18 protein-coding genes and 1 riboswitch are annotated in these 21,406 nt (G+C 73.6%); of the genes, 6 read left to right on the top strand and 12 right to left on the bottom strand.

Annotation, left to right across the window (positions count from 1 at the left end):
* Nucleotides 1-57: 57 nt before the first annotated feature.
* Both ACFYXK_RS00340 and cobC read right to left on the bottom strand, forming a co-directional pair.
* Entirely contained in the window at nt 58-1,314 is a 1,257-nt protein-coding gene (locus tag ACFYXK_RS00340) for a CapA family protein (protein ID WP_389409134.1), read from the bottom strand.
* Between the two features lie 164 nt (nt 1,315-1,478).
* Nucleotides 1,479-2,909: an Rv2231c family pyridoxal phosphate-dependent protein CobC gene (gene cobC, locus ACFYXK_RS00335; RefSeq protein WP_389409133.1), complete on the bottom strand. Its 1,431-nt coding sequence runs from the start codon at nt 2,907-2,909 to the stop codon at nt 1,479-1,481.
* A gap of 86 nt (nt 2,910-2,995) precedes the next feature.
* On the opposite strand from cobC, the gene ACFYXK_RS00330 reads away from it, so the two are divergent.
* Entirely contained in the window at nt 2,996-3,721 is a 726-nt protein-coding gene (locus ACFYXK_RS00330) for a ZIP family metal transporter (RefSeq protein ID WP_389409132.1), read from the top strand.
* Between the two features lie 2 nt (nt 3,722-3,723).
* Here the strand turns inward: ACFYXK_RS00330 and ACFYXK_RS00325 are convergent, their stop codons facing one another.
* From ACFYXK_RS00325 to ACFYXK_RS00295, 7 genes are all read right to left on the bottom strand, one after another.
* Entirely contained in the window at nt 3,724-5,100 is a 1,377-nt protein-coding gene (locus tag ACFYXK_RS00325; protein WP_389409131.1) for a cobyrinate a,c-diamide synthase, read from the bottom strand.
* Entirely contained in the window at nt 5,094-5,693 is a 600-nt protein-coding gene (gene cobO, locus ACFYXK_RS00320) for a cob(I)yrinic acid a,c-diamide adenosyltransferase (protein WP_030300494.1), read from the bottom strand. The genes ACFYXK_RS00325 and cobO overlap by 7 nt, the downstream gene beginning before the upstream one ends.
* A complete protein-coding gene (locus ACFYXK_RS00315) occupies nt 5,693-7,855 on the bottom strand; it encodes a putative cobaltochelatase (protein ID WP_389409130.1) in 2,163 nt (720 codons plus the stop codon). Before ACFYXK_RS00315 ends, cobO begins: the two co-directional genes overlap by 1 nt.
* Before the next feature lie 169 nt (nt 7,856-8,024).
* Entirely contained in the window at nt 8,025-9,530 is a 1,506-nt protein-coding gene (locus ACFYXK_RS00310; RefSeq protein WP_389409818.1) for a cobyric acid synthase, read from the bottom strand.
* Between the two features lie 11 nt (nt 9,531-9,541).
* Nucleotides 9,542-10,501, bottom strand: a complete 960-nt coding sequence (locus tag ACFYXK_RS00305) for a cobalamin biosynthesis protein (protein WP_389409129.1) — start codon at nt 10,499-10,501, stop codon at nt 9,542-9,544.
* Nucleotides 10,502-10,539: 38 nt separating this feature from the next.
* A riboswitch (cobalamin riboswitch) is annotated at nt 10,540-10,691 on the bottom strand.
* A gap of 114 nt (nt 10,692-10,805) precedes the next feature.
* Entirely contained in the window at nt 10,806-11,027 is a 222-nt protein-coding gene (locus ACFYXK_RS00300; RefSeq protein WP_389409128.1) for a hypothetical protein, read from the bottom strand.
* A gap of 28 nt (nt 11,028-11,055) precedes the next feature.
* The gene (locus tag ACFYXK_RS00295) at nt 11,056-12,339 is read right to left on the bottom strand and encodes an anion permease (protein ID WP_389409127.1); all 1,284 of its coding nucleotides are present in this window, start codon (nt 12,337-12,339) and stop codon (nt 11,056-11,058) included.
* Nucleotides 12,340-12,692: 353 nt separating this feature from the next.
* Between ACFYXK_RS00295 and ACFYXK_RS00290 the strand changes: the two genes are divergently transcribed.
* Nucleotides 12,693-13,823 (top strand): alpha/beta hydrolase family protein, encoded by a 1,131-nt coding sequence (locus ACFYXK_RS00290; RefSeq protein ID WP_389409126.1) that lies wholly within the window; start codon nt 12,693-12,695, stop codon nt 13,821-13,823.
* Nucleotides 13,824-13,940: 117 nt separating this feature from the next.
* Complete coding sequence (locus ACFYXK_RS00285) at nt 13,941-15,422, top strand: hypothetical protein (RefSeq protein ID WP_389409125.1); 1,482 nt, start codon at nt 13,941-13,943, stop codon at nt 15,420-15,422.
* Between the two features lie 47 nt (nt 15,423-15,469).
* Here the strand turns inward: ACFYXK_RS00285 and ACFYXK_RS00280 are convergent, their stop codons facing one another.
* Both ACFYXK_RS00280 and ACFYXK_RS00275 read right to left on the bottom strand, forming a co-directional pair.
* On the bottom strand, nt 15,470-15,865 hold the full coding sequence (locus ACFYXK_RS00280) for a VOC family protein (RefSeq protein ID WP_389409124.1): 396 nt from the start codon (nt 15,863-15,865) through the stop codon (nt 15,470-15,472).
* A 60-nt stretch (nt 15,866-15,925) separates the two neighbouring features.
* Entirely contained in the window at nt 15,926-16,816 is an 891-nt protein-coding gene (locus tag ACFYXK_RS00275; protein ID WP_389409123.1) for a neutral zinc metallopeptidase, read from the bottom strand.
* Nucleotides 16,817-17,101: 285 nt separating this feature from the next.
* Here ACFYXK_RS00275 and ACFYXK_RS00270 point away from each other — a divergent pair, with 285 nt between their 5' ends.
* From ACFYXK_RS00270 to ACFYXK_RS00260, 3 genes are all read left to right on the top strand, one after another.
* Nucleotides 17,102-18,700 (top strand): ABC-F family ATP-binding cassette domain-containing protein, encoded by a 1,599-nt coding sequence (locus ACFYXK_RS00270; RefSeq protein ID WP_389409122.1) that lies wholly within the window; start codon nt 17,102-17,104, stop codon nt 18,698-18,700.
* A gap of 373 nt (nt 18,701-19,073) precedes the next feature.
* Nucleotides 19,074-19,295, top strand: a complete 222-nt coding sequence (locus tag ACFYXK_RS00265) for a helix-turn-helix domain-containing protein (RefSeq protein WP_005319113.1) — start codon at nt 19,074-19,076, stop codon at nt 19,293-19,295.
* Nucleotides 19,296-19,457: 162 nt separating this feature from the next.
* Nucleotides 19,458-20,237: an enoyl-CoA hydratase/isomerase family protein gene (locus ACFYXK_RS00260; RefSeq protein WP_383508727.1), complete on the top strand. Its 780-nt coding sequence runs from the start codon at nt 19,458-19,460 to the stop codon at nt 20,235-20,237.
* Between the two features lie 118 nt (nt 20,238-20,355).
* Here the strand turns inward: ACFYXK_RS00260 and ACFYXK_RS00255 are convergent, their stop codons facing one another.
* Nucleotides 20,356-21,309: a zinc-binding dehydrogenase gene (locus ACFYXK_RS00255; protein WP_389409121.1), complete on the bottom strand. Its 954-nt coding sequence runs from the start codon at nt 21,307-21,309 to the stop codon at nt 20,356-20,358.
* Between the last annotated feature and the right edge of the window lie 97 nt (nt 21,310-21,406).

Here is a 21,406-nt window from a genome sequence, read left to right as displayed (position 1 = left end):
CCAGTGAGCCAGTGAGCTCGTGACCTCGTGACCCGGGCACCTCGTGACGGGGGCGGCTCAGCGGGTGGCGTGCACCAGGCCCTGCTTGTCGGCTCCGCGCGACAGCACGGCCTCGCTGACCTGTTTGTCGACGGCGGCGTACGCGGACTGCCTGGCCGCGCCGAGCCCGGAGTCGGAGGGGGCGCAGGAGGCGCAGACGACCCGGAACGGCGGGTTCATGTCCGAGTACTGCGTGAGGTACTCGGCCTTGGTCACCTCCCAGCGGCCGGGGTGGGCGGCCGCCGGGGCGAAGGTGAAGCGCGGGATCGAGGACATGTTGCCGCGCGCCTTGTCGGCCTCGTAGAAGCTGGCGACCTGGTCGCCCATGCCGTAGACGACCCAGGTGCCGTTGATCTTCTCGTACGGCTGCGGCACGTGGTTGTGGGTGCCGATGATCAGGTCGATGTCGGGAAGCCCGTCCGGGCCGCGCGAAGCGGTCAGCGCCTGCGCCAGATCGCGCTGCTGCTGGTCGGGGGCCGTCTGCCACTCGGTGCCCCAGTGGACGCTGAGGACGACGACGTTCGCGCCGGCCGCCCGGGCGGCGCGGGCGTCGGCGACGATCCGGTTCTGGTCGAGCAGGTTGACGGACCAGGGCTTGCCGTCCGGGACCGGGATGCCGTTCGTCCCGTACGTGTAGTCCAGCTGGGCGACCTTGGCGCCGCCCGCCGAGAGGACCGCCGGGGCCTTGGCCTCTTCGGCGCTGCGGGCCGATCCGACGTGCTTGATGCCGACCCGGTCCAGGTGCTCCAGGGTGCGCACGAGCCCGTCGTAGCCGTCGTCCAGGGTGTGGTTCGAGCCGGTCGAGCAGCTGTCGTACCCGGCGTCCTTCAGGGCGTCGGCCAGCTGGTGGGGGGCCTTGAACGCGGGATATCCGGTGTAGGGGCCGCCGGGCCGGCCGTACGGTATCTCGTGGTGGCATATCGCCAGGTCCGCGGCGGCCACCAGGGGTTTGACCCCGGCGAATATCTTCCGGAAGTCGTGGCTCTGGCCGCTGCCCTGCGCGTCGTCCGCGGCCCGCTGGACGATCGACGGGTACGGGATGATGTCGCCCGTCGCGACCAGCGTGAACGGCTTGGCGCCGGCGGGCGTCGTGGGACTCGCCTTGCCCTGGCCGGGCTTGCCCTGGCCGGGCTTGGCCCCGAGCCGCTGCTCGCCGGCGCTGCCCCGTCCCCCGGCGTCATCGAGGTGGTCGAGCAGGCTCGGCAGGGCGAGGATCCCGCCGGCCACGGCCGCCACCGCGGTCAGTGCCAAGCTCGTTTTCGTCTTCGTCTTCATTCCGGCCCCCCGGGGTTCCCTGCTGATGCCGAGATCATCGCCTACCTCCGCCTGCCCCGCCAACGGAGCCGGATCGTCCGGATATCCGAGGCGCCGCAGGTCAGAGGCATCGGCGATGCAGTGGTGCCGCTCGGGCGACCGGCCCTGCGCCCGGGAGGCGCAGGTCAGCGGGCGGTCAGTGCCAGGGCGTGATCGAGGGCCTGGAGGAGGCGGCCCGTCGTGGCGCGGTCCCGGACCGCCAGCCGGAGCCACGAGTCGTCCAGGCCCGGGAAGGTGTCCCCGCGGCGGACCGCGAAGCCGAGGGCGCGCAGCCGGGTGCGGATCTCCATGGCGCCCGCCACCTGGATCAGGACGAACGGCCCCTCCGCGACCCCCGACACCGTGATCTCCTCGAACTCCGCGAGCCCCGCCAGCAGATGGGCCCGGTCCACCGCGATCTGCCGGGCCGCGGCCTGCGCCTCGGCCAGCGCCGCCGGAGCCATGCAGGCCTCCGCCGCCACCAGCGCCGGCGAAGACACCGGCCACAGCGGCTGCGCCGCCGCCAGCTTCGCGATCACCTGGGGCTCGGCCAGCACGTAGCCGATCCGCAGCCCCGCCAGCCCCCACGTCTTGGTCAGGCTCCGCAGCACCACCAGACCCGGCACGTCCGTCCGTCCGGCCAGCGCCTCCCGCTCGTCCGGGACCGCGTCCAGGAACGCCTCGTCCACGACCAGGATCCGGCCCGGCCGGGCCAGCGCGGTCAGCACCGCCGCCGGGTGCAGGACGGACGTCGGGTTGGTCGGGTTGCCCACCACCACCAGGTCCGCGTCCTCGGGCACCGCCGCCGGGTCCAGCCGGAACCCGTCCGCCGCCCGCAGCACCACCCGCTCCACCGTGTGCCCCGCGTCGCGCAGGGCCGCCTCCGGCTCCGTGAACTGCGGGTGCACCACGACCGGCCGCTGCGCGCCCAGGGCCCGCGCGATCAGCACGAACGCCTCCGCGGCCCCCGCCGTCAACAGCACCCGGTCGGCCGGCAGCCCGTGCCGAGCCGCCACCGCCGCGCGGGCCGACCGCCCGTCGGGGTAGGCGGCGAGAGCGTCGAGCGAAGCCGCGATGCGCTGCTTGAGCCACTCCGGCGGGGTGTGCGCCCGTACGTTCACTGCGAGGTCCACCAGCGTGCCGCCGTCGCCGCGCACCTCCGCGTCCCCGTGATGGCGCAGGTCATGTGCCTGCGCGGTGGCCACCGCGCAGGTCGCCGCGACCGACCGGCGCTTCGGTACGAGCAGCTCGCCGCCGCCCGCGAGCGCCGCGGCCTCCGCCACCGAGGAGGTGCCGGCGGCGCCCTGCACCGTGTCGGAGGGGTGCGGTACGCAGATGCCCGCGAGTTCTTCGGCGGGATAGCTGAGCAACGGCACGCCGAAACGTTCCGCCGCACCCGTGATCCCCGCCTCGCCCGCCTTCGACTCCACCGTGGCCAGCGCCTTCACCGCCCCGGTGGCCAGCCCGGCGCCCCGCAGCGTCTCCTCGACCAGGGCGCAGACCTCCGCCACGGACACCCCCGCCCGTCCGCCGACCCCGACCACCAGCTGCGTCGCGTACTCGCCCACCGGGCTCATGCCCCCTCCGTAGTCGTCAATGGTTCGTGCCCCGCCGCCCGCGCGCACACGTGCGCACGGGGCGAGGAGTCGGTATTCAGGGGCACATGGCCGTGATCGTGGCGTTGGGCGCGTTCCTGATGACCCTGGCGGGCGGATGGACGGCGCAGCGCGTCACCGACCGCCGCCACCTCGTGCTGGGCCTGGCCGGCGGGCTGATGCTCGGCGTCGTGGGCCTCGACCTGCTGCCGGAGTCGCTGCGCGCGGCGGGCCGCGAGGTGTTCGGCGTCCCGCTCGCGCTGCTGCTCTTCGTGGCCGGGTTCCTGATCGCGCACGTCGTGGAACGCCTGCTGGCGGTACGGCAGGCCGCGCACGGAGCCGAGAACGGGGGCCGCGTCCCCGAGGTCGGGCTGACGGCGGCCGCCGCGATGGTCGGCCACAGCTTCGCCGACGGAGTGGCCCTGGGCGCGGCCTTCCAGGTCGGCGGCGGGATGGGCGTGGCCGTATCGCTGGCCGTCGTCACGCACGACTTCGCCGACGGGTTCAACACGTACACGCTCACCCGCCTGTACGGGAACGCCCGCCGCAAGGCCGTGATGATGCTCTTCGCGGACGCGGTGGCCCCGGTTCTGGGCGCGGCGTCCACTGTGCTGTTCACCCTTCCGGAGGAACCGCTCGGGGCGTACCTCGGCTTCTTCGGCGGAGTCCTGCTGTACCTGGCGGCCGCCGAGATCCTGCCGGAGGCGCACCACAAGCACCCCGCCCTGTCCACGCTGATGTGCACGGTGGGCGGGGTGGCCGGGATCTGGCTGGTGGTGGGTCTCGCGGACTGAACTCACCTGGCCCGCGCCGCGGCTTCCGTGAACCGGCGGGCCACCGACGGCTCCGCCGCCCAGTGCGTGTGCAGGTAGCTGGCGTGCACGCCCTGCTGTACGAAGCCCTCGACCCGGCGTTCGGGGTGCGTGAACCCCCAGGCGGGGGCGGCGCCGGCGCCCGGCTCGATCACGGTGCGGTGGAACTCGTGGCCGCGCAGGCGGGTGCCGGTGGCGGCCAGCGCGCTGTCCGAGACGGCGACGGCCTCGCGGTAGCCGAGGGTCAGGCGCTCCGACATCCGCGCGTCGGCGTCGATGACCCCGCACATGGCCTTGCCGTCCAGGGAGCGGGCGAGGTACAGCAGCCCGGCGCACTCGGCGGCGACGGGCCCGCCGTCCGCGGCGAAGGCCGCGACGGCCTTGCGCAGCGGCTCGTTGGCGGCGAGCTCGGGGGCGTACACCTCGGGGAACCCACCGCCGATCACCAGGCCGGTGGTTCCCTCGGGCAGCGCCTCGTCCCGGAGGGGGTCGAAGGTGACCACGTCGGCCCCGGCGGCGGTGAGCAGCTCCGCGTGCTCGGCGTACGAGAACGTGAACGCGGCCCCGCCTGCGACGGCGACGACCGGTCGCCGGCCGGGGCTCCGCCCCAGACCCCGCGTAGCCTGTTCCGGCGACCACGAGTCGCAGGTCAGCGGCGGGGCCGTCCTGGCCAGGGCCATCAGGGCCTCCAGGTCGCAGCCCGCCCGGACCTGGTCGGCCAGGGCCGTCACCGAGGCGAGCGCGTCGCGGCGCCGCTCGGCGACCGGCACCAGGCCCAGGTGCCGGGACGGCGCGGCCACCTGCGGAGCCCGCCGCAGCACGCCGAGCACCGGCATCCCGGCCTCCTCCAGCGCCTCCCGCAGCATCACCTCGTGCCGGTCGGACCCGACCTTGTTCAGGATCACGCCCCCCAGCCGCACCTGCGGGTCGAACGAGGCGAAGCCGTGCACCAGCGCCGCCACCGACCGCGACTGCGACGACGCGTCGACGACCAGCACCACCGGCGCCCGCAGCAGCTTCGCGACCTGCGCCGTCGACGCCAGCTCACCCCGACCCGCGGCCCCGTCGTACAGCCCCATCACGCCCTCGACGAGGGCGAGATCGCACCCCGCAGCCCCGTGCGCGAACAGCGGAGCGACCAGTTCCGGCCCGCACATGAACGCGTCCAGGTTGCGCCCCGGCCGGCCCGTGGCCAGCGCGTGGTAGCCGGGGTCGATGTAGTCGGGCCCGGCCTTGTGCGGGGACACGGCCAGGCCGCGCTCCGAGAACGCCGCCATCAGGCCCGTCGCGACCGTGGTCTTGCCGCTGCCGGACGACGGCGCGGCAATGACCAGACGCGGAACGTGCAGGGAATTCACCACTCGATGCCCTTCTGGCCCTTCTGGCCGGCGTCCATCGGGTGCTTGACCTTGGTCATCTCCGTGACCAGGTCCGCGAACTCCAGCAGCTTCTCGGGCGCGTTGCGCCCCGTGATCACCACGTGCTGCGTACCGGGCCGGTTGCGCAGGACCTCGATGACCTCGTCGACGTCGATCCAGCCCCAGTGCATCGGGTACGCGAACTCGTCCAGCACGTACAGCCTGTGCGTCTCGGCGGCCAGGTCGCGCTTGACCTGCTCCCAGCCCTCCTTGGCCGCCTGCTCGTTGTCGAGCTGCGCGTCCCGCTGGACCCAGGACCAGCCCTCGCCCATCTTGTGCCAGACGACCGGGCCGCCCTCGCCGGAGGCGCCGAGCACCTTGAGCGCGTTCTCCTCGCCGACCTTCCACTTCGCCGACTTGACGAACTGGAACACCCCGATCGACCAGCCCTGGTTCCAGGCGCGCAGTGCCAGCCCGAAGGCCGCCGTCGACTTGCCCTTGCCCGGGCCGGTGTGGACGAAGACGAGCGGGCGGTTGCGGCGCTGGCGTGTCGTCAGTCCGTCGTCCGGAACGACGGTCGGCTGTCCCTGCGGCATTACGCGGCCCTCCTGGTGGTGTGGTGAGACGGGGAAGTCACTGCGGTACGTACGTTCTTCACGAGCCCGGCCAGCGAGTCGGCCCGCAGCCCGTCGAGCGTGACGGCGGGCCCGCCGAGGTCGGCGGCCAGTACACCGGCCAGCCCCAGCCGGACCGGCCCCGACTCGCAGTCCACGACCACCGAGGCGACGCCCTCGGCCTGGAGCAGCCGGGCGCTGCGGGCCGAGAGCTCGCGCGGCGTACTGTCCTGCCGGCCACCGGCGGAACCGGCCGAGGTGGCCCGCCCGTCGGTGACCACCACGAGCAGCGGACGGCGGCTCGGGTCCCGCAACCGCTCGATGCGCAGCACCTCGTGGGCCTTGAGCAGGCCCGCGGCGAGCGGGGTGCGCCCGCCCGTCGGCAGCTGCTCGAGCCGGGCCGCGGCCGCGTCCACCGAGGAGGTGGGCGGCAGCGCCAGCTCGGCGGCGGCGCCGCGGAAGGTGATCAGACCGACCTTGTCCCGGCGCTGGTAGGCGTCCAGGAGCAGCGAGAGCACCGCCCCCTTGACCGCGCCCATGCGCTGCCGGGCGGCCATCGAGCCGGAGGCGTCGACGACGAAGAGGACCAGGTTGCCCTCGCGGCCCTCCCGGCTGGCCTGGCGAAGATCGTCCTTGCGGACGACGAGCCCGCGCCCGCTGCGCCCGCGCGCCTTCTGGTGCGGGGCGGCGGCCTGGATGGTCGCGGCGAGGTGCAGCTTCGTCAGGTGGCCGCGGGGGCGCTGGGCGCCGGTGGTCCGGCCGTGCGCGGTGCGGGCGCGCGAGCGCCGCCCGGACGCGCCCTCGCCGAGGCCCGGCACGCTGAGCATCTTGGTCCGGAACGGCTCGGCGGCCCGTACGGCGGCCTGCTCCGGTGCGGCGCCCTCCTGGGAGGCGGGCTGCGGCTCGGGGGACTCCGGGGCGTCCGGGGCCGGCAGGGACGTGTCGTCCTGCGCCTCGGGGGTTTCGGGGGCCTCGGGCCCGGGGGCGTCCGGTCCGCTCTGCGGGGGGACCCCGCCGCCTCCGCCGTCGGGACCGCCGTCTTCCGGACCGCCGTCGTCCGGACCCTCGGGCTCGGGCTCGGGCTCCGGGTCCGGGTTCGGGTCGGGCTCGTCGTCCGGCTCCTCGTCGGGGAACCGGTCCAGGATCTCGTCGAGCTTGTCCTCGTCGAGCCCGGGTGCGTCGAAGGGGTTGCGGCGCCGCCGGTGGGGGAGCGCCAGCAGCGCGGCCTGCCGTACGTCCTCCTTGCGTACGTCGCTCCGCCCGGCCCAGGCGGCCAGCGCGGTCGCCGTACGGGCCATCACGATGTCGGCGCGCATGCCGTCGACCTCGAAGCCGGCGCAGGTCGCCGCGATCTGCAGCAGCGAGGCGTCGCGCAGGCGGACCTTCGGGAGCAGCGCCCGGGCGGCCACGACGCGGGCGCGCACGTCCGCTTCGTCGCCGGCCCAGCGGGTGGCGAACCCGGCGGGGTCGTCCTCGTACGCGAGCCGGCGGCGCACCACCTCGACGCGCTGGGCGGGCTCGCGGGAGGCCGCCACCTGGACGGTCAGCCCGAACCGGTCGAGGAGCTGCGGGCGGAGCTCGCCCTCTTCGGGGTTCATGGTGCCGACGAGCAGGAAGCGGGCGGCGTGGCGTACGGAGACGCCCTCGCGCTCGACGTAGGAGGCGCCCATCGCGGCCGCGTCGAGGAGGACGTCCACCAAGTGGTCATGGAGAAGGTTCACTTCGTCGACGTACAGGATCCCTCGGTGCGCGTCGGCCAGTAGCCCCGGCTCGAAGGCCTTGACTCCCTCCGCCAGCGCCCGTTCGATGTCGAGGGCGCCGATGAGCCGGTCCTCGGAGGCGCCGACGGGCAGTTCGACCATGCGCGCGGGCCGGGCGGAGCCGGGCCCCGCCTCGTGCGGGCCGTCCGGGCAGGAGGGGTCGGGCGCGGACGGCGCACAGGAGAACCGGCAGCCGGGAACGACGTCCACCTGTGGCAACAGTGCGGACAGTGCGCGGACGGCCGTCGACTTGGCGGTCCCCTTCTCGCCGCGCACGAGTACACCGCCGACTGCAGGGCTCACGGCGTTGAGCAGCAACGCCAGCCGCAGGTCGTCCTGACCGACCACCGCGGTGAACGGGAAGTGGGTGGTGCTCGTGCTCATCCGCTGATCACTCCTTCGAGTGGGCTGCGCCCGCGACATGCTGAGCGAGAGCGGCCCTCGGCCATGCTGGTCATCTGCTCCCCGCGGTGACGGGGGTGGTCCGCTCCTCCACGAGCACGTGATCGAACTGCTGCTCTGCTCCCCGCCTCCGCGGGGATCTCCCGGGCCTTCACGGTGCGCCCGGTGGGAGGAACGGGAGGCCCGACGGGGCTCCGGTCTCGATCAGGCGGAGCAGGGCGTCGGTGTCCGCGTGCTCGGCGATCAGGTCGCCCAGCAGGTCCAGCTGCTCCTCCCGCAGGGCGCCGAACGAGGTGTCCGGGGACGGGACGAAGCGGCGCCCGGCAGCCGCGGCCACCTCGCGCAGGAACGCCCTGCGGAAGCCGTCCGACTCCAGCGAGCCGTGCCAGTGGGTGCCCCACACCGACCCGACCCGGCAACCGTCGAGGAACGGCTCCCCGCCCAGGACCTCGGCCACCCCGTGGTGGATCTCGTAGCCCGTCACCGGCTCGCCCAGCGCCGCACCCTCCGGCCGCGCCAGGGTCTTCTCCCGCTCGAAGCGGATCCGCACCGGCAGCAGGCCGAGCCCGTCCACCGAGCCCGCCCTGGACTCGACCTCGTCCTCGATGTGCTCGCCGAGCACCTGGAAGCCGCCGCAGATGCCCAGCACCGGCCGCCCCTGTGCGGCCCGCCGCGCCAGCGCGTCCGCGAGGCCGCGCTCGCGCAGCCACTCCAGCGCCTTCACCGTGCCCCGGGTGCCCGGGACCACCACGAGGTCCGCGTCGACCAGTTCCTCGGCCCGGTCCACGAACCGCACCACGACCCCCGGCTCCGCCGCGAGCGCGTCGACATCGGTGAAGTTCGACATCAGCGGCACCGCGCACACCGCGACCCGCAGGACGTCCTCGCCGACCGGCGGCGCCACGACCGACTCGCGCACCGCGCCCCGCAGGGAGACCCGGAGCCCGTCCTCCTCGTCGATGCCCAGCCCGTGCCGGAACGGCAGCACGCCGTACGTGGCCCGGCCGGTCAGGTTGCGCAGCATCTCCATGCCCGGCTCCAGCAGCGACACGTCGCCGCGGAACTTGTTCACCATGTATCCGGCGATCAGCGACTGGTCCTGCGGCGACAGCAGCGCCGTCGTCCCGAAGAACGAGGCGAAGACCCCGCCCCGGTCGATGTCCCCGACCACGACCACGGGGAACCGCGCGGCCCGCGCGATGCCCATGTTCACGATGTCGGTCCGGCGCAGGTTGATCTCGGCCGGACTGCCCGCCCCCTCGCAGATCACGGCGTCATACGTGCCCCGCAGCTGCTCCAGGCAGTCCGTGACGACCCCGAGAAGCTGTTCCTGGCGCCCCCCGTGGTAGCCGCGCGCACTCATCTCGCCCACCGGCTTGCCCAGCAGCACCACCTGGCTGCTGCGGTCGCTGCCGGGCTTGAGCAGCACGGGGTTCATCAGCGCCGTCGGCTCCACGCACGCCGCCTGCGCCTGCATCGCCTGCGCCCGCCCGATCTCGGCGCCCTCGCGCGTCACGAAGGAGTTCAGCGACATGTTCTGCGCCTTGAACGGCGCCACCTTCACGCCCTGCCGGGCCAGCCAGCGGCAGATGCCCGCCGTGACCACGCTCTTGCCCGCGTCCGATGTCGTACCGGCGACGAGGAGCCCCCCGCCCAGCTTTCCGCCGCTCACCGGCGTCCCCTCCCAGCCACACGCGACACCGCACAGCGCAGTGCCACACACGCCCCCAGCGCCAGCCACGTCACCTGCCGTGACAGCCGCACCGCCCGATCGATGTCCGCGACCTGCACCGGCCGCCCCGCCCCGCCGTTCAGTACGGCCCGGTGCTCGACCCGCCCCCCGTACGCCAGGGTGCCCCCCAGCCGTACGCCGAGCGCCCCGGCGAACGAGGCCTCCACCGGGCCGGCGTTCGGGCTCGGGTGCTTGGCGGCGTCCGCGCGCCAGGCCCGTACGGCTCCCCGCCGGTCGGGCCCGGCCAGTACGGCGGCCAGCGCGGTCAGCCGGGCGCCCGGCCAGCCCGCGAGGTCGTCGAGCCGGGCCGAGGCCCAGCCGTAGCGCAGGTACCGCGGCGACTTGTGGCCCACCATCGCGTCCAGGGTGTTCACGGCGCGGAAGGCCAGCAGCCCGGGGACACCGGCGGCGGCGCCCCACACCAGGGCCCCGACCACCGCGTCGGAGGTGTTCTCGGCGACCGACTCCACGACGGCGCGGGCCATCTGCTGCTCGTCCAGGGCCTGCGGGTCGCGTCCGCACAGGTGCGGCAGCCGCTCCCGGGCCACCTCGGCGTCCCCGGCGGCGAGTGCGCCGCCGATGGCGCGGGCCTCGCGGCCCAGGGAGGTGCCCCCGACGACGGCCCAGGTGGCCGCTGCTGTCAGGGCGATACGGGCGGCTGCGGGCCGGGAGCGCACGGCGCGGGCGCCCAGCGCACCCACGGCTGCCGCGCCCCCGGCGCACACGAGGGTGTGGAGGAGGCCCCGGGCGCGGTCGTCGCGCCACAGGGCGCCCTCGACTGCGGAGGCTGCTCGTCCGAAGGCGGCCACGGGGTGCCCTCGGCGCGGATCTCCGAGGATCCGGTCGCCGATCAGGCCCGCCGTGGCGCCGTACGCGAAGACGCGATCGGCACGCATGGTGGCAGGTATGTCCTCACTCAGGGTCCGCGCCCTGGTTCGACGTGTCCGGCGGTGGGAGTTCCTGGCTCCCGGGGCGCACGTGCCGCGTGCTCCCCGGTGACAGTGGCGGGACCGCGCCGGATTCGCACCGGACTTCCTCTCCATGCCGCCGTATTGGCTCGGGCAGTCCACCACGCACCGCGAAGGCCCGTCAACTCGCCGTTGACCTGCGGCGGGGCAGGTCACCGCCCCGGGCCGCAGGTACGGGAAAGCTCCCCCCGGGATGCCCGGAGGGAGCTTTCGTGCGCCGTGCCCGAATCGGTCAGCTGACGATCAGGTAGATGCCGTACGCCACGGCCGCCGCGACGAGCGCGAAGCAGGCGTACGCACCGCTGCGGGCCAGGGTGGCGGTGCCGCCCTGCTCGGTGGCGGCCTCGTGCTTGGAGAGGCCCACCAGGCCCAGGGTGAACAGGGCCACGAGCGTGACGGTGGCGGAGAGGCTGACCCCGAAGACGGAGCCGAGTGCTGCCCAGTCGATCTTCATACTGCGGAATCCTCTGTCGTTCTCGGGGTCAGACCGCGGCGGCGGGAGCCGCCGGAGCCGCGGGGACGGCGGCCGGGATGGTGGCCTTCAGGTCCTCGTCGGCCACCGCGGCGGTCGTACCGGCGGCAGCCGCCTCGGCGGCCACGGTCGGCGGGACGGTGACGGCGGCCATGGCCGTGGTGACGACACCCGGCTCCTCGGCCGCGGCCTGCTGCGCGGCGTTGACGTTGCTGTGGTCGACGACCTGGCGGCGGGAGATGAGCCAGATGGCGACGCAGGAGCCGACCAGGAAGAGCGCGACCGCGGCGACGCCGAGGTCACCGGTGCGCATGACCAGCTCGGCGCCGGAGGCGACGACGGCGGCGGCCGGCAGGGTCAGGCCCCAGGCGATGAACATGCGGGTGGCGGTGGACCAGCGGACCACACCGCCCTTGCGGCCCAGACCCGCACCCATGACGGCGCCGGAGCACGCGTGGGTGGTGGAGAGGGAGAAGCCGAGGGTGGAGGAGGCCAGGATGACGCTGGCGGCCGAGGTCTGGGCGGCGAAGCCCTGCTGCGGCTGCAGGTCGGTCAGGCCGCTGCCCATGGTGCGGATGATGCGCCAGCCGCCCAGGGAGGTGCCCAGCGCGATGGCCAGACCGGCGGAGACGATGACCCACACCGGCGGGTTCGCGCCGGAGTCCAGGGCGCCGCCCGCGACGAGGGCCAGGGTGATGATGCCCATCGTCTTCTGCGCGTCGTTGGTGCCGTGCGCGAGGGAGACGAGACCGGCCGAGGCGATCTGCCCGGCGCGGTAGCCCTTGGTGGCGGTCTTGCCGCCGACCTTGCCACCGAGCTTGTACGTGACCTTCGAGGCCAGCATCGCGGCCGCACCGGCCACGATCGGGGCGGCGATCGCGGGGATCAGCACCTTGGTGACGACGACGCTGCCGTTGACCGCGCCGATGCCGGCGGAGGCGACCGCGGCGCCGATCAGGCCGCCCATCAGGGCGTGGGAGGAGCTGGAGGGGAGTCCGACCAGCCAGGTGACGAGATTCCAGAGGATCGCGCCGACCAGCGCGGCGAAGATCACTTCCGGCTGGATGCCCTCCTCGTTGATCAGGCCCTTGGAGATCGTCTTGGCGACCTCCACGGACATGAACGCGCCGACGAGGTTGAGCACGGCGGACATGGCCACCGCCGTCTTGGGCTTGAGGGCGCCGGTCGAGATGGTGGTGGCCATCGCGTTGGCCGTGTCGTGGAAACCGTTCGTGAAGTCGAACACGAGAGCGGTGATGATCACGATCCCGAGGAGAAGCGTTATGTGCTCCATTTACCCAGGCTTCTGTTTGACGTCAGTGGCTCGGCGACCGTAGGCAACCTGAGTGAACGGAAGATGAACTGATGCGGGCGGAGCGGTGTACTGGCCCGTCGTGCCATCGGGACCTTCGTCCTGATTTTGCCGCCGATACCGCGATTAATGCACGTCAAAGCGGGGTGAACGAAAGGATCCGCAGCGGATCACAGGCCCCTGGACCCACCCTCGAGGGGGCCTGGAAGAGATCTAGATCACTCCTCCGGTCGCCCCGGCGCGCCGCTGCGCGATCCCTTCCCGGCCCCGCCCGGCGGTATGCGGAACATTCCGCTCAGGTGGCCCGCCCGGGCTCCCGCCTCGACACTGGAGCCGTGCGTACCGCCACAGCGACGGCCGCGGTCGTCGCCACCTCCCTCGTCGGTGCCGGTGCAGCCGCGGTCGCGGCCGGCCGGTACGCCGCCGACGCCGCCCTGCGGCACGAGCCCGGCCGCCCCCTGCCCGGCGAGGCGCGGCTCAGCGTCCACTCCGCCGGCTCCGGACAGATCGTGCTGACCCGCTCGCTGGCCTCCCTGCGTCCCGGTACGTACGGACTCGCCGCCCCCGGCGTGCACGCCGTGGTGGGGCCCGTCCTCGAGGGGGCCGCGCCCGGACCGGACACCGTCGTACGCCGGCTCCTCGCCGTCACCCACGGCAGCCTCGAGCCCGGCACCCGGGTCGCCCTCACCCCCCAGGTCCACGCGGGCAACCCCCGCACCGCCCTCGGGCTCGACCACGCCGACGTGGACATCCCGGGCGAGCTCGGCGGGCTGCCCGCCTGGTTCGTGCCCGCCGCCCGCGACACCTGGGTGATCACCGTGCACGGGCTCGGCGCCGGCCGCGAGCACCCGATGGTGGTCATGCCGTTCCTGCACCGCCAGCGGATGCCCGTCCTCGACCTCGGCTACCGCGGCGACCTCGGCGCCCCCGCCTCGCCCGACGGTCTCGGCCACCTCGGCGAGTCGGAATGGCGGGACGTGGACGCCGCCGTCCGCTACGCCCTGCGCTACGGCGCCCGCCGGGTCGTCCTGCACGGCTGGTCCACCGGCGCCGCCATGGCCCTGCACGCCGTGGAGCGCTCGGCCCTCGCCGACCGGATCTCCGGGCTCGTGCTGGACTCGCCGGTGCTCGACTGGCACGCCACCCTGCGCGCGCTGGTCGCCGCCCGCCGCACCCCGGCCCCGCTGGTGCCGCTCGCGGTGCGGGCCGCCGAGGGGAGCGCCGGGCTGCGCGCCGAGGGCCGGGGGGCCGGGGCGGACCCCGCGGCGCTGCGCGTCCCCGTCCTGATCTTCCACGGCCCGGACGACACGCTCGCCCCCTGGGAGCCCTCCCGCCGGCTCGCCGCCGCCCGCCCCGACCTCGTCACCCTGAAGACCGTCCGCGAAGCCCCGCACGGGGCGATGTGGAACGCCGATCCGGCCGGATACGAGGAAGCCCTGAGGCGCTTTCTCACCCCTCTTATGTGAAGGCCGTGTGCCGGACGGGACAGGGAGGGTGCATTCTCCCCGTATGTCCCCCTGGCGACCGGCGATAATGGCTGGTTCCGTTTGGGCTTTCGGCCGGTGACGGGCGAGACTGCTTCCGTGACGTCCCGAAAGCCTGATGAGCAGTTGGCTCGCGACTCCAGACTCCGACTCGTCTCCCCGCGTTCCGTCGCCGCGGCCCGCAAGGCGGTGACCGACCGACGCGCCCGTACCGCCTCCCGGCCCCCGGCGGGCACCCCGGCAACGGCCGAACTCGCGAACCGGGCCCGGGCCTCGCTCGCCGACGCCGTACGGCTCGCCCGCTGGGCCGAGCTCAACCTCGGCGCGGGCGACGGAGGCCGACCCGCGCCGGCGGGGGCGCTGCCCGCGCCCGATGTGGAACGGGCCGCCGCTGAACTGAACCTGACACACGGGCAGATCCGGGTCGGCTGGGACCGCGCCCGGCTCGCCGGCCTCGTGGAAGTCCACGGCGGCCACGCCCGGCCCGGCTGGCGGCTGCGCGCCTGGGACCGCGACGACACCGCCGTACTGCGCGGCTGGGTCGCCCTGTTCGACGCCTGGTCGCTGGTCCACCCGGCCCCCGCCGACATCGCGCCCGCGGTCGTCGCCGAGGTGGTCGAGGCGATGCCCCAACTGCTGTCGCTGCTCCAGCTGTCCGCCGGTCCCGTGACCGTGCCGGACCTGCTGGACCTGCTCGGCCAGCGGGTCACCGAACTGCGCGACGAGCGGTGCGAGGTCCCCTACGACACCCCGGTGCACGAGACTTCGCCCTCTGACGGGACGCCGGCCACCGCCGACGCCGGGGCGGCCGGCCTCGATGTGGCCGTCGCGGTCGCGGAAGCCGCCCACGCGGCGCCCGTCCCGCTCGCCCGGCTGCTGCGCTGGGCGCTCGGCGGACTCGCCGCCGTCGACGCCGTCACCCTCGGTCCCGCGCAGGCCACGCTCACCCCGCTCGGCAGCTGGGCCGTCTGGGTCAAGCTCGAACAGATCTGCGTCGCCGCGCAGAGCCCCGCCGGCAACATCGAGCAGTCCGCCGCCGCGATGCTGCACGGCTGCGCCCGGCTCACCCCGGGACCGGCCCGCGCCGAGTACCAGGCCTGGCTCGCCGCCCGGCCCGTCCGTCACGCCGTCAGCGAGCTGCTGCACGCCGCCCGAGGGGAGGACGCCCTGCTGCGGGGCCTGGCCTTCGAGGCCCTGCGCGTGGTCGGCGCCCCGGCCGAACCCGAGGTGCGCGCCGCCGTACGCGACGCCGCCCTGCGGCCGTACGCCCTGCTCTGGCTCGCCGAGCACGACGGGGTCGATCCCGACGAGGCCCAGGACGTGCTCACCGCCGAGGAGTCGACCTGGCTCTGGGTGGACACCGCGGCCGCCATCGCCGACCACGGCGAGGCCGACCTGCTGGCACGCCACCTCGACTCGGCCGTCCGCACCACCGTCCCGCGCCTGCTGGACGAGGTCCGCGCGGTCGGCCATCCGCGCACCGTCCAGGTCCTGGTCGCCCTGGCCGCCGCCCACCCGGACCCGGCCCTGGCCAAGGCGGTCCGCCGGGCCGCCTTCCAGGTCCACACCGGCGGCGCGTAGCGCCCGCAGGGCTGCGTACCTGAATACGGAGGAACGCGCCGCGGGTCTCAGACCTGCGGCGCGTACGTCCCGAAGCTCCAGATGTTGCCCTCGGCGTCCCTGGCCATGTAGTCGCGGGACCCGTAGTCCTGGTCGGTGGGCTCCATCAGGATCTCCACGCCGTGCTCCGCGGCCCGCCGGTGATGGGCGTCCACATCGTCGACCACCACGTAGACCCCCGCGGGACCCCCGCCCTCCATGGCCTTGTCGAAGACGCTGCCGGTGCCCTTGCTGCCCAGCATCACCAGGCCGTTGCCGTAGGCCAGTTCCGCATGCATCACCGAGCCGTCCTCGCCCTCGTACACCGCGACCTGGCTGAAGCCGAAGGCCTCGGTCAGCAGCTTGACGGCCGCCTTCGCGTCGCGATATCGCAGCGTGGGACAGATGGACGGAACGCCTGCCATGACGACCACTCCCTCTCGTGACGGTGATCTGCGTCACAGCATGGCAGGAGCCGCCGACAGTCAGCGGAAGGTGTTGCACTGGGCCATGTCGCCCGTGCGGTACCCCTGGTAGAACCACTGCTGGCGCTGCTGGGCCGAGCCGTGCGTCCAGGACTCCGGGGTCACCCGGCCCTGGAACTTCTCCTGGATCCGGTCGTCGCCGACCGCGGCCGCCGCATCCAGGCCGTCCCTGATGTCCTGGTCGACGAGGCGCGTGATCAGGGGCCGGCCCGTGGACTCGTCCGGGGTCCTCGTCGCATTGTGCGCCCAGACCCCGGCGTAGCAGTCGGCCTGGAGCTCGGCCCTGACCGCGTTGCTGTTCGCGCCCGGCTGTCCGCCCAGGGTCTTCTGCAGGGTGCCGGTCAGGTTCTGGATGTGGTGCCCGTACTCGTGGGCGACGACATAGGCCTGGGCGAACGGGCCGCCGCTCGCGCCGAACTTCGTCCTCAGGTCGTCGAAGAAGCCGAGGTCCAGGTAGACCTGTCGGTCGGCGGGGCAGTAGAAGGGGCCGACCGCCGAGGTGGCGGTCCCGCAGGCGGTGTTCACGCGGCCGGTGAAGAAGACCGTCGACGCCGGGCCGTACCGGCCGCCGCGCCGGGTGAACTCTTCCCTCCAGAAGTCCTGGGTGCTGTTGACGACCGCGACCAGCCGGCAGTCCTCCCGCGCGTTCGCGTCCCGCCCCTTCTTGCAGGACTGTTCCACCTGACTGGCGGACGACGCGGTCGCCACCGGCTCCGGGTTCCCCGAGGACAGCCCCAGTTCGTCCGGGCCCACGCCGAAGAGCAGCCCGAGGACCAGTGCGACGAGGCCCGCGATACCGCCGCCGATGGTCGCCCGTCCGCCCGGGATGCGGCTGCCGCGTTCGTCCTTGACCTCGGAAGTGTCCAGATCGGCGTCGTCGTCGAACTGCATTCCGCACCGCCCTCGATTCCACGTGGCCGCGCCAGTGGCGCGTATCACCCGGTCCATCCTGATACGTGCCCCGGTCCGCCGGGGCGCTCCGTGGGCCGAACGGGGGGGCCGGCAGGGGTGCGGGCGGGGGTGCGGGCGGGGCGTGCGTCAAGGGCCGGACGCCCCCATAAGCAGTTGCACACCCCCGGTAGAATGAATCCCATGGCAAATCTCCTCGCGGATTAGCGGCGTCGAAGCATCGCGTCCTGCCCCCCTTCCGCCGTCCCCCCGCCCTGGAGTATTTCCGTGATCACCGCCACCGGCATCGAGCTGCGCGCCGGCGCCCGCGTCCTCATCGAGTCCGCCTCGTTCCGCATCGCCAAGGGCGACCGCATCGGCCTGGTCGGCCGCAACGGAGCGGGCAAGACCACCCTCACCAAGTGCCTGGCCGGCGAGGGCCAGCCCGCCGCCGGCTCCATCGCCCGCTCGGGTGAGGTCGGGTACCTCCCGCAGGACCCGCGCACCGGCGACCTGGACGTGCTCGCCCGCGACCGGATCCTGTCCGCCCGCGGTCTCGACGTCCTGATCAAGAAGATGCGGATGAACGAGGAGCGCATCGCCACCGGCTCCGGTGCGACCCGTGAGAAGGCGCTCAAGCAGTACGAGCGCCAGGAGACCGAGTTCCTCACCAAGGGCGGGTACGCCGCCGAGTCCGAGGCCGCGACCATCTCGGCCGCCCTCAGCCTGCCCGACCGGGTCCTCGGCCAGCCGCTGCACACCCTCTCCGGCGGTCAGCGCCGCCGCGTCGAGCTCGCCCGGATCCTCTTCTCGGACGCAGACACCCTGCTCCTCGACGAGCCGACCAACCACCTCGACGCCGACTCGATCGTCTGGCTGCGCGACTACCTGAAGAACTACCGCGGCGGCTTCGTCGTGATCTCCCACGACGTCGACCTGGTCGAGACCGTGGTCAACAAGGTCTTCTACCTGGACGCCAACCGCTCCCAGATCGACGTCTACAACATGGGCTGGAAGCTCTACCAGCAGCAGCGCGAGGCCGACGAGAAGCGTCGCAAGCGCGAGCGCCAGAACGCCGAGAAGAAGGCCGCGGCCCTGAACTCGCAGGCCGACAAGATGCGCGCCAAGGCGACCAAGACCGTCGCCGCGCAGAACATGGCCAAGCGCGCCGAGCGCCTGCTGTCCGGTCTCGAGGCCGTCCGCGTCTCCGACAAGGTCGCCAAGCTGCGCTTCCCGGACCCGGCGCCCTGCGGGAAGACCCCGCTGACCGCCGAGGGCCTGTCGAAGTCCTACGGCTCCCTGGAGATCTTCACCGACGTCGACCTGGCCATCGACAAGGGCTCCCGCGTCGTCATCCTCGGCCTCAACGGCGCCGGCAAGACCACCCTGCTGCGCCTGCTCTCCGGCACCGAGAAGCCGGACACCGGCACGGTCGTCCCCGGCCACGGCCTCAAGCTCGGCTACTACGCCCAGGAGCACGAGACCCTGGACCCGGAGCGCACGGTCCTGGAGAACATGCGCTCCTCGGCCCCCGACCTGGACCTGGTCGCCGTACGCAAGACCCTCGGCTCCTTCCTCTTCTCCGGCGACGACGTGGACAAGCCGGCCGGGGTCCTCTCCGGCGGCGAGAAGACCCGGCTGGCCCTGGCCACGCTGGTCGTCTCCTCGGCGAACGTGCTGCTGCTCGACGAGCCCACCAACAACCTCGACCCGGCCAGCCGCGAGGAGATCCTGGGCGCGCTGCGCACGTACAAGGGCGCGGTCATCCTCGTCACGCACGACGAGGGCGCGGTCGAGGCGCTGGAGCCGGAGCGGATCATCCTGCTCCCGGACGGCGTCGAGGACCTGTGGGGCCCGGACTACCGGGACCTCGTCTCCCTCGCCTGAGGCTCGCCGGGGGTGCCCGGCGACTGCCCGGCGGGTTGATCCAGTTCCTTATGGATCATTCGGCTCAGGCGTGATCCATCATCTGAGTGAGACGGTCTCGTACCTCTGCGCTCTGTACGACGGCCCCGGCCGTGCCCGCCGGGGCACGCGGCCGGGGCCTTCTTTTTTCGGCGTCCGGCCCCTGACCTGGCGATTCCCGGCGAGGGTGGAGAAGTGTGACGGACGTCATGCAGCGGAAGAGAAGATTCCGTTCTGCTGATGTGTCCACCGGTCGAGAAATGCCGCCGTACCGACCTTGCTGAATGGGTGGCCAGGAAGCCGGGGAGGGGTGATCATGAGAAGTCCAGAGCGCACTTCCCATGAGGAGGCACGGGTGGCCGAGACTCTGAAGAAGGGCAGCCGGGTAACCGGCGCCGCGCGCGACAAGCTCGCGGCAGACCTGAAGAAGAAGTACGACTCCGGTGCGAGTATCCGGGCGCTGGCCGAGGAAACCGGCCGGTCCTACGGATTCGTCCACCGGATGCTCAGCGAGTCCGGAGTCGTGCTGCGTGGTCGCGGTGGCGCGACGCGTGGCAAGAAGGCGGCTTCGGCCTGACCCTGAACCCTGGCCGTCAGGCCCGGGGCCGGGGCGGAAGACGCTTGCCTGCCCACACCGCGGTTCCTTCGGTGACCCCCGGTCGGCCGTGTGGCCGATCGGGTGGTTACTGTGCAGTCACTTAGGCCGGGATTGCGGCCGACTGCACACCGGAGGCACCAGATGGCTCTGCTCGACAAGGACGGCGTACGGCTCACCGTGGACGACTCGGTCGCCACGGTGACACTGACCAATCCGGCCAAGCGAAACGCTCAGTCCCCCGCGCTCTGGCGGGCGTTGACGGAGGCCGGAAGGTCGTTGCCGGGCACCGTCCGGGTCGTGGTGCTGCGCGGTGAGGGCAAGTCCTTCTCCGCCGGACTCGACCGGCAGGCGTTCACCCCCGAGGGTTTCGAGGGTGAGCCGTCCTTCCTCGATCTGGCGCGCGGTTCGGACGAAATGCTCGACTCGACCATCGCCGAGTACCAGGAGGCTTTCACCTGGTGGCGACGCAGTGACATCGTCTCCATCGCCGCCGTACAGGGCCATGCGATCGGCGCCGGCTTCCAGCTCGCGCTGGCGTGTGACCTGCGGGTGGTCGCCGACGACGTGCAGTTCGCCATGCGCGAGACCAGCCTGGGCCTCGTGCCGGACCTGGCGGGCACGCAGCCGCTGACCTCCCTGGTGGGCTACGCCCGCGCGCTGGAGATCTGCGCGACGGGCCGCTTCGTGCATGCCGAGGAGGCGGAGCGGGTCGGGCTGGCCAACCTGGTCGTCCCGGCCGATGAGCTCGACGCGGCGGTGCAGGACCTCACGACGGCGCTGCTGGCTCCGCCGCGGGATGCCGTGATCGAGACGAAGGCGCTGCTCCGCGAGGCGGTGTCCCGCCCGTACGACGACCAGCGCTCGGCGGAACGCGCCGCCCAGGCCCGCCGCCTCCGCGACCTGGCCGGTCTCTCGGACTGACCCCCCCCGCCGACTCCGACGCCGGCAGGCTGATTCCAGCCCTGCCGGTGTCAGGGCGCGGTCCACCGGGAACGGCGGACGGGCGGGGAGGGGACGGCCCCGCACAGCGGACCGGCCCTCAGGGGATCAGAAGGGCCTTGCCCGGGATCTCGCGGGCTTCGATCGCGCGGTGCGCGTCCGCGGCCCGTGCCAGGGGGAACCTCCGCGCGATCACCGGGCGCAGCCGCCCCGCCGCCGCCTCGGCCAGCGCATGGCCCGCCAGGCGGGTGATCTCCGCCGGAGGGAACTGGACCTCCGCGATCCCCCGCAGAGCGATCCCGCGCTGTTGCACCTGCGCCGGGTCCGGCTCCGTGAAGCCGCCGCCGGGGGCTCCGTGCGCCGAGACCCTCCCCCCGTCCCGGACCAGCCCGAACCCGGCCGTGCCCAGCTCGCCGCCGACCCCGTCCAGCAGGACGTCCACCGGACCGCCGACCGCCTCGGTCCAGCCCGGTTCCGTGTAGTCCACCGCCCGGTCCGCGCCCAGCTCCCGGACCAGCGCCAGCTTCCGCTCGCCCCGCGCCGCCCCCACGACGTACGCCCCCGCCGCCACCGCCATCTGCACCAGCAGCGTCCCCATCCCACCGGCCGCGCCCAGGATCAGCACCCGCTCGCCCGGCTCGATCCCGACGCCCAGGGCGATGCCCGAGCCGGTCACCCCGTCGTGCGCCAGCGCCGCCGCCTCCGCCGATTCCAGTCCCTCCGGGACCGGGACCAGCAGTTCCACCGGGACCCGCACCAGTTCCGCGTACGTCCCCTTCGTACCCGGTGCGGCCACCACCCGCCGGCCCCGCCAGCCCGGGTCCACCCCCTCGCCCACCGCGACGACCGTCCCCGCGGCCGCACCGCCCGGAACGTACGGCGGGTGGATGCCGAAGGACTCGCCCCAGCCCCCGCGGATCTGCGTCTCCACGTAGATCGTGTCCACGGCCTCGGCCCGGACCAGCACCTCGCCCGGCCCCGGGACCGGGTCCGCCACCTCGACCGGTACCAGGACCTCCGGACCGCCGTACCCGTCCACCCGTATCGCCCGCATGACATCCCCCTCGTTCGCCATTCGCCATTCGGCATCCGGAACGCGCCGAGGCCTTTCGGCCTTGATCGCTGGGCCCACTCTCGGACCTCGACCGCGG

It is taken from the genome of Streptomyces sp. NPDC002209 (genome assembly GCF_042890265.1).
Lineage (GTDB): Bacteria > Actinomycetota > Actinomycetes > Streptomycetales > Streptomycetaceae > Streptomyces.
The sequence above is the reverse complement of the archived record's forward strand: the minus strand, read 5'-3'. Positions and strand labels throughout refer to the sequence as shown.